11 protein-coding genes and 1 riboswitch are annotated in these 13,901 nt (G+C 72.2%); of the genes, 10 read left to right on the top strand and 1 reads right to left on the bottom strand.

The features are described from left to right. Positions 1-157: 157 nt before the first annotated feature. Together F4562_RS04400 and F4562_RS04395 are read left to right on the top strand one after the other, a co-directional pair. Positions 158-1,072 (top strand): carbohydrate kinase family protein, encoded by a 915-nt coding sequence (locus F4562_RS04400; RefSeq protein WP_184545462.1) that lies wholly within the window; start codon positions 158-160, stop codon positions 1,070-1,072. A 129-nt stretch (positions 1,073-1,201) separates the two neighbouring features. Further along, positions 1,202-2,425 carry an aminotransferase class III-fold pyridoxal phosphate-dependent enzyme gene (locus F4562_RS04395; RefSeq protein ID WP_184545460.1) on the top strand — a complete coding sequence of 408 codons (1,224 nt, stop codon included), beginning with the start codon at positions 1,202-1,204 and terminating at the stop codon, positions 2,423-2,425. 186 nt (positions 2,426-2,611) lie between these two features. On the opposite strand, the gene F4562_RS04390 is transcribed toward F4562_RS04395, so the two are convergent. Further along, positions 2,612-3,718, bottom strand: coding sequence for a GNAT family N-acetyltransferase (locus F4562_RS04390; RefSeq protein WP_311734188.1), 1,107 nt, complete (start codon positions 3,716-3,718; stop codon positions 2,612-2,614). A 176-nt stretch (positions 3,719-3,894) separates the two neighbouring features. Between F4562_RS04390 and F4562_RS04385 the strand changes: the two genes are divergently transcribed. The 8 genes from F4562_RS04385 (at position 3,895) to F4562_RS04350 (ending at position 13,882) form a co-directional block, all read left to right on the top strand. Beyond that, entirely contained in the window at positions 3,895-4,764 is an 870-nt protein-coding gene (locus F4562_RS04385; RefSeq protein WP_184545456.1) for a tRNA (adenine-N1)-methyltransferase, read from the top strand. 205 nt (positions 4,765-4,969) lie between these two features. Then, positions 4,970-6,733: a proteasome ATPase gene (gene arc / locus F4562_RS04380; protein WP_184545454.1), complete on the top strand. Its 1,764-nt coding sequence runs from the start codon at positions 4,970-4,972 to the stop codon at positions 6,731-6,733. A 377-nt stretch (positions 6,734-7,110) separates the two neighbouring features. After that, positions 7,111-8,271 (top strand): acyltransferase family protein, encoded by a 1,161-nt coding sequence (locus F4562_RS04375; RefSeq protein ID WP_184545452.1) that lies wholly within the window; start codon positions 7,111-7,113, stop codon positions 8,269-8,271. Positions 8,272-8,357: 86 nt separating this feature from the next. Next, complete coding sequence (gene dop / locus F4562_RS04370) at positions 8,358-9,872, top strand: depupylase/deamidase Dop (protein ID WP_184545450.1); 1,515 nt, start codon at positions 8,358-8,360, stop codon at positions 9,870-9,872. Positions 9,873-9,964: 92 nt separating this feature from the next. Then, a riboswitch (cobalamin riboswitch) is annotated at positions 9,965-10,082 on the top strand. Between the two features lie 29 nt (positions 10,083-10,111). Next, positions 10,112-10,306: a CbtB domain-containing protein gene (locus F4562_RS04365; protein ID WP_184545448.1), complete on the top strand. Its 195-nt coding sequence runs from the start codon at positions 10,112-10,114 to the stop codon at positions 10,304-10,306. 7 nt (positions 10,307-10,313) lie between these two features. Then, positions 10,314-11,087, top strand: a complete 774-nt coding sequence (locus tag F4562_RS04360; protein ID WP_184545446.1) for a CbtA family protein — start codon at positions 10,314-10,316, stop codon at positions 11,085-11,087. Beyond that, on the top strand, positions 11,084-11,650 hold the full coding sequence (locus tag F4562_RS04355) for a histidine phosphatase family protein (RefSeq protein ID WP_184545444.1): 567 nt from the start codon (positions 11,084-11,086) through the stop codon (positions 11,648-11,650). The genes F4562_RS04360 and F4562_RS04355 overlap by 4 nt, the downstream gene beginning before the upstream one ends. A 24-nt stretch (positions 11,651-11,674) precedes the next feature. Continuing rightward, the gene (locus F4562_RS04350) at positions 11,675-13,882 is read left to right on the top strand and encodes a VWA domain-containing protein (protein WP_184545442.1); all 2,208 of its coding nucleotides are present in this window, start codon (positions 11,675-11,677) and stop codon (positions 13,880-13,882) included. Positions 13,883-13,901: the final 19 nt, after the last annotated feature.

The raw sequence follows: 13,901 nt of genomic DNA, 5'->3' as shown, positions 1-13,901 counted from the left end.
GGCGGCACATCCGCGGAGGGCCGGCGGCCGTGCGGGAGCGGCCGGCTCGCCGCTCCCGCGCGAACCGGCCGCTCCCGGGCCTCGCGCCGGCCCGTTCCGTTGACACCGCTGCGGCTCCTCCGTCTATCATCCGCGAAAGACATGAGGAGGGCTCATCATGACCGTCGTCACACTCGGTGTGCACATCGTGGACGTCCTCGCCAGGCCGGTGGAGTCGATCCCCGCAGGGCAGGACACCCACGTGCTGGAGCAGATCCGCGTCACCGCCGCGGGTACGGCGGCCGGAACCGCGGTCGGTCTGGCCGCGCTCGGCGTCCCGGTCGCCTCGATGGGCGCGGTGGGCGACGACGAGCTCGGCGACCTCCTCTTCATGATCATGGAACGACGCGGGGTGGACGTCTCCGGGCTCGTCCGCAAGGCCGGGGAGCAGACCGCGGCCTCGATCCTGCCCATCCGGCCCGACGGCGGGCGCCCCTCCTTCCACGTCCCCGGTGCCAACCTGACCCTGTCGGTGGCCGACGTCGCCCGCGAGCGGGTCGTGGGCGCCAAGGTCGTACACCTGGGCGGCATGGACGTGACCTGGGGGCTGCACGACCCCGCGTTCTTCGCCCTGCTCCAGGAGGCGCGGGCGGCGGGCACCATCGTCACGATGGACCTGCTGTCCAACCTGCCGGATCTCGTACGGGGAGCCCGCAGCTTCCTGCCGTACGTCGACTACCTGCTGCCCAACGAGGAACAGGCGCTGGCGATGAGCGGCGCCGGGGACGTGGAGAAGGCGGCGCGCACGCTCCTGGCGGAGGGGCCCGCGGCCGTGCTCGTCACGCTCGGCGCGCAGGGCAGCCTGGTCGCCGACGCGTCCGGGACGGCCCGCGTCCCGGCCCTCGACGTCCCGGTGGTCGACACCACCGGATGCGGCGACGCCTACTGCGCCGGGTTCGTCGCCGGGCTGGTCGACGGCCTCGACGTCGCGGGGTCGGCGCGGCTCGGCACCGCGCTGGCCGCCAGGGTGGCCGGCGGCCTCGGCTCCGACGCCGGTCTGGGCGGGGCACGCGAGCTCCGCGACGGGAGATGAGCCGCGGCTCCACCGCGGGAGCGGGGCGTTCGGCCCCGTGGGCGGGGTGCGCGGCCCCGGCGAGCGGGCTCTGCCAGGCCCGCGCAGGACTCTGAAAGGTCTCCGAGAGGTCTCTGAAAGGACCGACGCATGTCCATCGACGCCAACCTCAGGGAGCGGGCCGCCAGGGTCGTCCCCGGGGGCATGTACGGCCACCTCAACGCCGCCCTGCACGGCCCGTCCTACCCGCAGTTCTTCGTCGGCGGCCAGGGCTGCCGCCAGCGTGACGCCGACGGCCGCGAGTACGTCGACCTGATGTGCTCCTGGGGTCCCGTCGTGCTCGGTCACCGCCACCCGGCCGTGGAGTCCGCGGTGACCGCCCAGCTCGCCGCGGGCGACTGCCTCAACGGCCCCGGCCCGGTCTACGTGGAGCTCGCCGAGCTGCTGGTGGAGACCGTCCCACAGGCCGACTGGGTGATGTTCTCCAAGAACGGCACCGACGCCACCACCCAGGCGCTGATGGTGGCCCGCGCCGCCACCGGCAGGACCAAGGTGCTCATGGCGCACGGCGCCTACCACGGGGCCGACCCCTGGTGCACGCCCGGTCCGGCGGGCACCACCCCGAACGAGCGCGCCGACCTGGCCGAGTTCGTCTACAACGACCTGGCCAGCGTCGAGGCCGCCGCGGCCGGAGCCGAGGGCGACGTCGCCGCGATCATCGTGACGCCGTTCAAGCACGACTCGTTCGAGGACCAGGAACTTCCCACCCCCGAGTTCGCCCGGGGGGTGCGGGCCCTGGCCGACCGGATCGGCGCCGCACTGGTGATCGACGACGTGCGCGGCGGCTGGCGGATCGACCTCGGCGGCTCCTGGGAGCCCCTGGGGGTCCGTCCCGACCTCTACGCCTTCAGCAAGGCCCTGGGCAACGGTCATCCCATCGCCGCGGTGACCGGTGCCGACTCCCTGCGGGGCCCGGCGCAGTCGCTCTACTCGACCGGCTCGTTCTGGTTCAACGCGGCCCCGATGGCCGCGGCCAAGGCGACCGTCGAGACCCTGCGCGACATCGACGGGATCGCGCTGATGGAGCGGGCCGGCACCCGCCTGCGTGCGGGCCTGGCCGCGCAGGCGGCCTCGCACGGCTTCACGGTCAGGCAGACCGGGCCGGTGCAGATCCCATGGCTGTCCTTCGAGGGCGACGCGACCCTGGAGAAGGGCATGTTCTGGGCCGGGGCCTGCCTGGAGGAGGGGGTCTACCTGCATCCCTGGCACAACTGGTTCCTGTCGGCCGCACACACCGACGACGACATCGACCGCGCGCTCCAGGGCACCGACGCCGCCTTCGCCAAGCTGAGGGCCCGTTTCGGCGGCGACTGACCACGAGCCCGCCGGCCGACCACGAGCCCATCGGCCGTCCGGGTACCGCCGGCCGTCCGGAGAACCGGGAGCCGTCCGGAGAACCGGGGCCCTCGGGCCGGACGGCCGAGGGTCCCGCGGGTCTCGTTCTCTCAGTGCGCTTGCGGAGTCCTTCCGGCGCTCCCTGAGTGCCCCCTCACTGTCCTCTCAGGGCCTTTCGGCACCCTCTCCGTGCCCGCCGAACCGCAGGCCCTCGCGCAGGCGGTACCAGCGCAGGTCGTCCAGGCGTGTGCCGTCCGGGCCCGGAAGCAGTCCGCGCAGGAGCGCCTCCTGGCTGAATCCCGCGCGTTCCAGCACGCGGTGCGAGGCGGTGTTCTCCGGCGCGGTCCCCGCGATGATCCGCACCAGGGGGGTGTGCTCGAACGCCCAGGCGACCAGGAGGTTCACCGCCCGGGCGGCGAAGCGCCTGCCGCGGAACGCCGGCAGCACGCTGTAGCCGGTCATGGCCTCGCCCAGCGGGGGGATCACCCCGGTGAGCTGGATGTCCCCGGCGAACGCGCCGGTGGCGGCGTCGAGGATCGCCACCTCGGCCCGCTCACCGGCCAGCCAGCGCGTGCCCGCCATGCGGCACGTCTCCTCGACCTCGGCGGGGTCGGGAGCCTCCGGCGGGACGCTGTACTTGATCGCGTCCGGCACGTTCCGCAGCGCCAGGTAGTCGGCGGTGTCGGCCGCGGTGATCGGCCGGAGCCGCACCACCCCGTCGGTCAGCGACCCGCCGGGGAAGGGGGGCAGGAACGGGCGTACCGGCTCGCCGGAGTCGCCGCGCAGCCGGGCGAAGGCCACCAGGTCGCCGCGGGTGCCGTCGCGCCGCGGCTCGGCCGCGCGCCGCACGCCCTCGCGGCGGAACCCCGCGGCGAGGGCGACGCGCTGGCTGGCCAGGTTCTCCGGGTCGGTCAGCAGTTCGATGCGCTCGGTTCCGCGTTCCAGGGCCCACGCCGCCAGCGCCCGGGTGGCGGCGGTGGCCACCCCGCGGCCCCGGGCCCACGGCGCGACCAGGTAACCGATCTCGGCGTTGCCCGGCAGGCGCGCGGCCCGCAGGCCGATGTTGCCCAGCCACTCACCGCTCTGCGCGTCCGCGATCGCGAAGGCGGCACCCCCCTCCTTCCACTCCTGCTCGGTCTGCTCCAGGTATCGGAGCGCGTCGTCGTGCGTGTACGGCACGGGTACGGGAGGGATGAACCGGATGATCTCCGGGTCGGAGCAGGCGCGGGCGATCGCCTCGGCGTCGGAAGGCGCGAGCGCGCGCAAGACCACGGGGCCTGCGGGGATTACGTCAGGAGACAGCACACGCAAGAGCTACCAGGTGCCTTTCGATCATTCCAATGATTTTGCCCATTTTCTCACCCGGTCCGGACGGGTCCGGGCTGTGGCCAGTTCCGGCGCGCGGCGGACGGGACGGGCCGCCGCCGGGCGCCGTTAACCTTGCGGTCATGGGTTTTCGCAGGCATGGGCCGTTTCAGGCCGGGGATCAGGTTCAGCTCACCGATCCCAAGAACAAGCGTCACACGGTGACGCTGAAGGAAGACGGCGTGTTCCACACGCACAAGGGCGGAATCCCGCACAGTGAGCTGATCGGCCGGCCCGAGGGCTCGGTGGTGCGCTCGTCCGGAGGCACCCAGTATCTGGCGTTCCGGCACCTGCTGTCCGACTACACGCTCTCCATGCCGCGCGGCGCGGCGGTCATCTATCCGAAGGACGCCGCGCAGATCGTCGCCATGGCCGACGTCTTCCCGGGGGCCCGGGTGGTGGAGGCCGGCGTCGGGTCGGGAGCGCTCAGCTGCTTCCTGCTGCGCGCGGTCGGCACCGAGGGCAGGCTCATCTCCTACGAGCGCCGCCAGGACTTCGCCGACATCGCCGCCAAGAACGTCGAGAAGTTCTACGGCGGCCCGGTGGACCAGTGGCGTCTGGTGGTCGGCGACTTCGTCGAGGCCCTCGACGAGAGCGACGTCGACCGGATCATCCTCGACATGCTCGCCCCGTGGGAATGTGTGGACGCCGCGGCCAAGGCGCTCACGCCCGGGGGTGTGATCTGCTGTTATGTGGCGACCACAACACAGTTGTCGCGTACGGTCGAAACTCTACGGGAGCACGGGAGTTTCACCGAGCCCCATGCGTGGGAGACCCTGGTTCGCGACTGGCATGTGGAAGGTCTGGCCGTCCGGCCCGACCACAGGATGGTCGGCCACACCGGCTTCCTGGTCACGGCCCGCCGCATGGCCGACGGGGTGACACCGCCGCCCCGGCGCAGACGCCCGGCGAAGGGGGCATATGGCGAGGAGTCCACGTCTTCCACCGCATGATGACGATTCAGCTACGACGGTGCTCAAGGGGCTGACGCGGGAACAGATCATTGTGTTCTTATGCTTCAACCACTAAACACACTAAAAGGGATTAATCGCCACGCACTTAATGTAGTCACACGAACACTGCTCGGCCAGGTAAGGGACAGCCCCCAGATGGGTAGGGTTTTGAGTAGTCGGTCTCGACTGGGAAGGAGGTGACGCCGTGGCAGCTCGCGACGACGCTGAAGCTCGAGCCGCGCAGCGCGAACGGGAGGTCGCTGACCTCACAACACAGGTCTCCTTCCTGCAGGAGGAGATCACCACGTTGCGTCGGAAGCTGACGGAGTCTCCCCGGCAGGCCAGGATCCTCGAAGAGCGTCTTCACGACTTGCAGGCGAACCTCGCGGCCGTAACCGGCCAGAACGAGCGTCTGGTGGCCACCCTCAAGGAGGCCAGGGACCAGATCGTCGCCTTGAAGGAGGAGGTCGACCGGTTGGCCCAGCCGCCATCCGGGTTCGGCGTGTTCCTTGAAGCCAGGGAGGACGGCACGGTGGAGGTCTTCACCGGTGGCCGTAAACTCCGGGTGAACGTCAGTCCGGCGGTGGACGTCGAGTCGCTGAAGCGTGGCCAGGAGGTCATGCTCAACGAGGCGCTCAACGTGGTCGAGGCCCTCGGCTTCGAGGAGATCGGCGAGATCGTCATGCTCAAGGAGCTCCTTGAGGACGGCCGGCGCGCGCTGGTGATCTCGCACGCCGACGAGGAGAGGGTGGTCAAGCTCGCCGAGTCGCTGGTCGGCCAGCCGATCCGGGCCGGTGACTCCCTGCTGCTCGAATCGCGGTCGGGCTATGTCTACGAGCGCATCCCCAAGTCCGAGGTCGAGGAACTCGTGCTGGAGGAGGTGCCCGACATCTCCTACGAGGAGATCGGCGGCCTCATGCGGCAGATCGAGCAGATCCGGGACGCCGTCGAGCTCCCGTACCTGCACGCCGACCTCTTCCGCGAGCACAAGCTCCGTCCGCCCAAGGGCGTGCTGCTGTACGGGCCGCCCGGATGCGGCAAGACGCTCATCGCCAAGGCCGTCGCCAACTCCCTGGCCAAGCAGGTCGCGGAGAAGACCGGCCAGTCCGGCAAGAGCTTCTTCCTCAACATCAAGGGCCCGGAGCTCCTCAACAAGTACGTCGGCGAGACCGAGCGGCACATCCGCCTGGTCTTCCAGCGGGCCCGTGAGAAGGCCTCCGAGGGCACCCCGGTGATCGTGTTCTTCGACGAGATGGACTCGATCTTCCGCACCCGCGGCTCCGGTGTCTCCTCCGACGTCGAGAACACCATCGTTCCCCAGCTCCTGTCGGAGATCGACGGTGTCGAGGGCCTGGAGAACGTCATCGTCATCGGCGCCTCCAACCGCGAGGACATGATCGACCCGGCGATCCTGCGGCCCGGCCGCCTGGACGTCAAGATCAAGATCGAGCGGCCGGACGCCGAGGCGGCCAAGGACATCTTCTCGAAGTACCTCATCGAAGACCTGCCGCTCCATCCCGACGACCTGGCCGAGCACGGCGGCAACCGCCAGGAGACGGTCAGCGGGATGATCCAGCGGGTCGTCGAGCGGATGTACACCGAGAGCGAGGAGAACCGCTTCCTTGAGGTGACCTACGCCAACGGCGACAAGGAGGTCCTGTACTTCAAGGACTTCAACTCGGGCGCGATGATCCAGAACATCGTCGACCGGGGCAAGAAGATGGCGATCAAGCAGTTCCTCGAGACCGGCCAGAAGGGTCTGCGCATCCAGCACCTGCTGGCGGCCTGCGTGGACGAGTTCTCCGAGAACGAGGACCTGCCCAACACCACCAACCCCGACGACTGGGCCCGCATCTCCGGCAAGAAGGGCGAGCGGATCGTCTACATCCGCACCCTCGTGACGGGCAAGCAGGGCACCGAGGCCGGCCGGTCCATCGACACGGTGGCCAACACCGGCCAGTACCTGTAGCGGCCGTCCACGTGCGCCGGTGGCGCGGCTCCTTTGCCGGGGGCCGCGCCACCGGCGTCCGCGGCCCTCCTCCCGGCCGCGGACGGTACGGAATCGGCGCAGGGCGGCACAGGGTGGCACCGAGGCAGCGCCGGGGCGGCGCCGGGGCGGCACAGAAGCGGCACAGGGTGGCACCGAGGCAGCGCCGGGGCGGCGCCGGGGCGGCACAGAAGCGGCACAGGGTGGCACCGGGGCGGCGCGGGGGTGAGGCGGGATGACGTGAGGCCCGGCCCGGCAAGGGCTTTCACTTCCGTCACACCGGTCTCGGCGGTCCCGGAACCCAAATGATCGCGGCGCCGTCCAACTGCCGTGCGTGAACATTCCGGCGCGGTCACCCGGTGACCGGCACGGGGTCGCGCGAGGCGGTCCGGGGAAGCGGACGCCTCGCCGAACTCGACCTCCTGCGTTTCGTCGCCGCCCTGGCGGTCCTCGCCTTCCACTACTTCATCGCCTTCGCCTCGGTGTGGGGCGACCGGCCCGCCGAGCTGTTCCCGGCGATCTCCACCCTGTCCGGGCTCGGCATCCTGGGCGTCGAGCTGTTCTTCATGATCAGCGGGTTCGTGATCCTGATGAGCGTCTGGGGGCGGGGCCTGGGCTCGTTCGCCCTGTCCCGGCTGGTGCGGCTGTTCCCCGCCTACTGGGTCAGCGTGATCGCCACCGCCGCCGTCTACGGACTGACCGCCGCCACAGCGCTGGACCCCAAGCTCAGCCTGGGGGAGTACGGCGTCAACCTGACGATGCTCCAGCGGGCCTTCGGCGTCTACGACGCCAACGGCGTCTACTGGTCGCTCTGGGTCGAGCTCCGCTTCTATGTGCTCATCTCCGTCCTGGTGGTCGCCGGGGTCACGCTCGGCCGCTGCCTGGCCTTCATGGGCGTCTGGCTGCTCGCGGCCGGGTTCTTCGCGGGCAGCGAGAACTACTGGGTCGACCTGGTGGTCATGCCCAAGTACGCCGCGTACTTCGTCGGCGGCATGGCGTTCTTCCTGATGACCCGGTTCGGGCCCAGGCTCGTCCTGTGGTGCCTGGCCGGGGTCAGCGGCGGCATGGCCGTCAGCGCGGCGCTCGACCGGGTGGCGGGGCGTATCGACAGGGTGGGGTACGCGGCGATGCCCGTGCCCGAGTGGGCGGTCGTCGCCACCGTGGCCGGTTTCTACGTGCTCATGGCGATGGTCGCGCTCGGCTGGCTGCGGTGGCTGCGCTGGCGCGGCCTGGTCGTGCTGGGGGCGCTCACCTATCCGCTCTACCTGTTCCACACCACGGCCGCGGTCCTGATCGTCCCCGCACTGCGGGACGTGCTTCCCCCCGCGCTGACCGCGCTGGTCACCGTGGTCGCCGCGATGGCGTTCTCGTACCTGGTGTACCGGGTGGCCGAGCGCCCGGTGCAGGAGTTCGTCAAGGCCGCCAGGCGCCGCCGGAAGGGGCGGCCGGGTCAGGCGCCGCCTCCCGGCGCGCCGCTCTCCTCCCCTCTCGCGACGGACGAAAAGGCTTCGGTGCCATAACTGTCCGGCCACCGGGCATAGTGAAGGGTCTAGGGTCGGGAATAGACAACGCGGAGAGAACAGTCCCTGATGAACAGAGGGTGCGCATGACGGTACGGCGGGTGATGGGCATCGAGACCGAATACGGCATCTCCGTGCCCGGACAGCCGGGGGCCAACGCGATGGTGACCTCCTCTCAGGTCGTGAACGCCTACCTGGCCGCCTCGGCGGCCAGGGCACGGCGCGCGCGGTGGGACTTCGAGGAGGAGAATCCGCTGCGCGACGCGCGCGGGTTCGACCTCGCGCGGGAGGCGGCCGACCAGAGCCAGCTCACCGACGAGGACCTCGGGCTGGCCAACGTGATCCTCACCAACGGCGCTCGGCTCTACGTGGACCACGCCCACCCCGAGTACTCCACGCCCGAGTGCACCAACCCCCGGGCCGCGGTGCTCTGGGACAAGGCGGGCGAGCGGGTGATGCACGACGCCGCGGTCCGCGCGTCGGCGGTCCCCTCCAACGCCCCGATCCAGCTCTACAAGAACAACACCGACAACAAGGGCGCCTCCTACGGCTGCCATGAGAACTACCTCATGCGCCGGGCCACGTCGTTCGCCGACATCGTCAGGCACCTGACCCCCTTCTTCGTCTCCCGGCAGGTGGTCGCCGGGGCGGGGCGGGTCGGCATCGGCCAGGACTCCCGCGGTGAGGGCTTCCAGATCAGCCAGCGCGCCGACTTCTTCGAGGTCGAGGTGGGCCTGGAGACCACGCTCAAGCGGCCGATCATCAACACCCGTGACGAGCCGCACGCCGACCCGGAGAAGTACCGTCGCCTGCACGTCATCATCGGCGACGCCAACATGTCGGAGATCTCGACCTACCTGAAGGTCGGCTCCACGGCGCTCGTCCTCGCGATGATCGAGGACGGCTACTTCACCCGTGACCTGGCCGTGGAGAACCCGGTGCAGGCCCTGCGGGCCGTCTCGCACGACCCGACCCTCAAGTACGAGATCGCGATGCGCGACGGCCGCAAGCTGACGGCCGTGCAACTGCAGATGGAGTACCTGGAGCTGGCGCGCAAGTACGCCGAGGAGCGCAGCGCCAACAGCCTGGACGAGCCGACCAAGGACGTCCTGGAGCGCTGGGAGTCGGTTCTCACCCGCCTGGCCGACGACCCGATGCAGTTGTCCGGCGAGCTCGACTGGGTGGCGAAGCTGGAACTGCTGGAGGGGTACCGCACCCGCGACGGCCTGCCCTGGTCGCACCCGCGTCTGCAACTCGTCGACCTGCAGTACTCCGACATCCGCCCCGACCGCGGCCTGTACAACCGGCTGGTCGCCCGGGGCAGGATGAAGCGCCTGGTGACCGAGGACGAGGTGCAGCGGGCCATCGAGGCGCCGCCCAGCGACACCCGTGCCTACTTCCGCGGCCGCTGCCTGAGCCAGTACAGCGACTCGGTCGCCGCGGCCTCATGGGACTCGGTCATCTTCGACATCCCCGGTCGCGAGTCGCTGCAGCGCGTCCCCACCCTGGAGCCCCTGCGGGGGACCAAGGCCCACGTGGGCGAGCTGTTCGACCGCTGCCGCACCGCCGCGGAGCTCGTGGCGGCGCTGACCGGAGAGTGACGTCGCCCCCGGACGGGGGCGGCGCTTCGGGCGGTTCTGGTGATGTTTTCACCCATTGTCGGGATTGACGGGACATGGGAAATCGAGATACGTTCCGGATGTTTTGTGGCGGTGCGAGGGAAATCCGGTGAGATACCGGTGCGGTCGCGCCACTGTGACCGGCCCGAAAGGCCGGGAGCCAGGTCACTCGGCCGCCACCGACCTACGACAAGGGACGCGTCAATCCCACAGGAGGCCCGGTGAGCCAGATCTCGGCTCCGCACACCCAGCCCGTTCCATGGACGTCGATCGCCCGGTGGCTGCTCGCCGTACCGGTGCTCCTGCTCCTGGCCTACCTGGTCACCTTCGACCAGGGTGCGATCTCGCAGGCCGGTGACTACCTGCACGAGCTCATGCACGACGGACGCCACCTGCTCGGCGTCCCGTGTCACTGAGCCGCGTGTGACCGGCAAACTCGTCGTCCGCGGCATCGTCGTCGGACTGCTCGCGGGGCTGCTCGCCGCCGTCTTCGCCTACGTCGTGGGCGAGCCGCGCATCGATCAGGCCATCGCGCTGGAGGAGGCCGCCGCCTCCCTGCCCGCCGCGGAGCCCCACTCGCACGAGGCGGCCGGCTCCGTGTCCCACTCGCACGGGGCCGCCGAGGCCGGAGCCCACTCCCACGGGGAGGAGGGCCTGGTCAGCAGGGGCGGGCAGCGGTTCGGCCTCTTCCTCGCCCTGGGCCTGTACGGCGTGGCGGTGGGCGGGCTGTTCGCCCTCGTCTACGCGGCCCTGCGCGGCCGGGCCGGGCCCCGCTCGGAGCCGGTGCTGGCCGTCGCCCTGGCGGGCGCCGCCTTCGCCGCGATCGTCCTCGTCCCCTTCGTGAAATATCCCGCCAACCCGCCCGCCGTGGGCGATCCGGCGACCATCAACCAGCGCACCGTGCTCTACCTGGTCGCGGTGGCCGTCGGGATTCTCTCCGTGGCCGCCGGCGCCGCCACCCACCGGTACGCCTCGGCCGCCGAACCATGGCTGCGCTGGCTGGCGGCGGGCGCCGCGGTGCTGGTCCCCGTCGCGGCGGCCTGGATTCTCCTGCCGGAGATCGCCGAGGTGCCCGAGGGCTTCCCCGCGGACCTGCTGTGGGACTTCCGGGTCGCCTCGCTCGGCACCCAGGCGGTCTTCTGGACCGGTGTCGGCGCGCTGTTCGCCTTCGCCGCCCGCAGGCGCAGCCCGGTGTGACGGATCGGCCCTCCTCGGGGGTGGCCCGCCTGCTGCTGGTCTGCCACGCCTCCACCGCGGCCACGGCGCGGGCCGTGTTCCCGGGCGACGAACCGCTCGACGAGAACGGCCTGCGCCGGGCCGCCGCGGCGGCGCCGCTCGGCGCCCGGCCCGCGGTCCGCGGCCCCGAGCTGCGCTGCGCGCGGACCGCTGAGGCGCTCGGGCTGCGGGCCGAGCCCGACCCGCTGCTCGCCGACTGCGACTACGGACGCTGGCGCGGCAGGACCCTCGACGAGGTCGGCGCGGCCGAGCCGGAGGCCCTCGCCACCTGGCTCGACGACCCGGCCGCGGCACCGCACGGCGGTGAGCCGGTCACCGCGCTCCTCGGCCGGGTCTCCGGCTGGCTCGCCGGGCTGCCCCCCGGAAGGGTCGTCGCGGTCACCCACCCCGCCGTCATCCGCGCCGCGGTCGTCCACGCCGCCGGCGCCCCGGCCCGTGCCTTCTGGCGCGTCGACGTGGCCCCGCTGGCCCGCGTGACGCTCACCGGCCGCGGCGGACGCTGGCGGCTGAGCTACACCCCGTGAACAACAGGCAAGGAGACCTCGACGGTGCGTGACCACCGCTATCCCTTCACCGCGATCGTGGGGCTGGAGGACCTGAAACTCGCGCTGATTCTCAACGCCGTCTCCCCGCGCGTCGGAGGCGTGCTGGTCAGGGGGGAGAAGGGCACCGCCAAGTCCACGATCGTGCGTGCGCTCGCCGCGCTGCTGCCTCCGGTGGAGGTGGTCGCCGGCTGCCGTTTCTCCTGCGACCCCGCCGCCCCCGACCCCGGCTGTCCCGACGGGCCGCACCCGGCCGAGGGGGAGCCCGCCGCCCCGCGGGCCTCCGCCGCGCCGGTCCCCGGCGTCTCCCCGGCCCCGGGCCCGTCCGGTTCCGCCGTCCGTACGGACGCCGCTCCGGGCCGGGCCGTACGGCCCGCCCGCCTGGTCGAGCTGCCGGTCGGCGCGTCCGAGGACCGGCTGGTCGGCTCGCTCGACATCGAACGTGCCCTCACCGAAGGGGTCAAGTCCTTCGAACCCGGCCTGCTCGCCGCCGCCCACCGGGGCGTCCTCTACGTCGACGAGGTCAACCTCCTCCACGATCACCTGGTGGACCTGCTGCTCGACGCCGCCGCCCTGGGCACCTGCTACGTCGAGCGGGAGGGCGTCTCGGTACGGCACGCCGCCCGGTTCCTGCTGGTGGGCACGATGAATCCGGAGGAGGGCGAGCTCCGTCCGCAGCTGCTCGACCGGTTCGGGCTGACCGTGGAGGTCAGGGCCTCGCGGGAGCCGTCCGAACGGGCCGAGGTGGTGCGCAGACGCCTGGCCTTCGAGGCCGACCCCGCGGGGTTCGCCGCCGTCTGGTCCGCGCGGGAGCGGGCCCTGGCGGACCGCATCGCCGCCGCGCGGGCCCGGGTCGCGCACGTCGCGCTGCCGGACACCGCGCTGCACCGGATCGCCACGGTCTGCGCCGGGTTCGAGGTCGACGGCCTCCGCGCCGACCTGGTCACGGCGAGCGCGGCGATCGCGCACGCCGCCTGGCAGGGCCGCTCCTCCGTCACCGCCGAGGACGTCCGCGAGGCCGCCAGGCTCGCCCTGCCGCACCGCCGCCGCCGCGACCCCTTCGACGCCCCCGGCCTGGACGAGGCCAAGCTGCGTGACCTGCTCGACCAGGTCCCCGACGACCCCGAGGACGACCCTGACGGCGGTCCCGACGGTCCCGGTGGCCCCGACGGGCAGACAGACGCCTCCCAGGACGGCCCGGAGAGCGGTGACCCCGGTGAGCCGGACACCGGCCGGGAGACCGAGGCCCCCGGCGGGCCGGGCACCCGCGACACCCCCGAGGACGGGGCCGCCCCGGACTCCCCGGGGGCCGGCGTCCCCGGACCCGGTGCTCAGGACGGCCGGGCGCCCGCACGCCCCTGCGAAGCGGAGCCGGAGAACGGAACCGCACCCCGGGAGCGGGCGGGGGAGCAGACCGTCGACGCCGATCCGGCCACCCGGACCCGGCTGTTCACCGTCCCGGGCGTCGGCGCCGGCGCTCCAGGCCGGCGCTCCCGTGCCAGGACTCCGCTCGGCCGCACCACCGGGGCCCGCGTCCCCGAGGGGACCCCCGGCTCCCTGCACCTGCGGGCGACGGTCGGCGCCGCCGCCCCGTACCAGGTCGCGCGCGGCAGGAGCGGCCCCGGCCTGCTGCTGCGGCGCGTCGACCTCAGGGAGGCGGTCCGCGAGGGCCGCGAGGGCAACCTGGTGCTGTTCGTCGTGGACGCCAGTGGTTCCATGGCCGCCCGGCAGCGCATGCGCGCGGTCAAGACCGCGGTGCTGGGCCTGCTGCTCGACGCCTACCAGCGCCGTGACAAGGTGGGACTGGTGACTTTCCGCGGCGCCCGCGCCGAGCTGGTGCTGCCTCCCACCTCCTCGGTCGAGGCCGGTGCGGCCCGGCTGCGTGAGCTGCCCACCGGCGGGCGCACCCCACTGGCGGCCGGGCTGCTGCGGGCGGCCGAGGTGCTGCGGGTGGAGCGCCTGCGCGATCCGGCGCGGCGCCCGCTGGTGGTCGTGGTCACCGATGGGCGGGCCACCTCGGGAACGGTCGAGGACGCGCACCGCGCGGCGGGCCTGCTGACCGGGGCGGCGGGAGTGGTGGTCGACTGCGAGAGCGGCCACGTCCGCCTCGGCCTCGCCGGTGCCCTGGCGGCGCGGATGAGGGCCGAAACCGTACGTCTCGACGACCTGACCGACCTGGCAGGGATGATCCGTGAGCGGCGGAGCGCCGCGTGAGAGCAAGGGGTTGACGACG

Origin of the sequence: Streptosporangium becharense, from assembly GCF_014204985.1 — a bacterium.
Taxonomy (GTDB): Bacteria; Actinomycetota; Actinomycetes; order Streptosporangiales; family Streptosporangiaceae; genus Streptosporangium; species Streptosporangium becharense.
This window is presented reverse-complemented; position numbering and strand designations above follow the sequence as displayed.

What these genes read in the sequence shown, in the direction of transcription:
- dop (WP_184545450.1), top strand. Translation starts at nt 8,358, where the DNA reads ATGACGGTACGGCGGGTGATGGGCATCGAGACCGAATACGGCATCTCC.
- F4562_RS04395 (WP_184545460.1), top strand. Translation starts at nt 1,202, where the DNA reads ATGTCCATCGACGCCAACCTCAGGGAGCGGGCCGCCAGGGTCGTCCCC.
- F4562_RS04385 (WP_184545456.1), top strand. Translation starts at nt 3,895, where the DNA reads ATGGGTTTTCGCAGGCATGGGCCGTTTCAGGCCGGGGATCAGGTTCAG.
- F4562_RS04400 (WP_184545462.1), top strand. Translation starts at nt 158, where the DNA reads ATGACCGTCGTCACACTCGGTGTGCACATCGTGGACGTCCTCGCCAGG.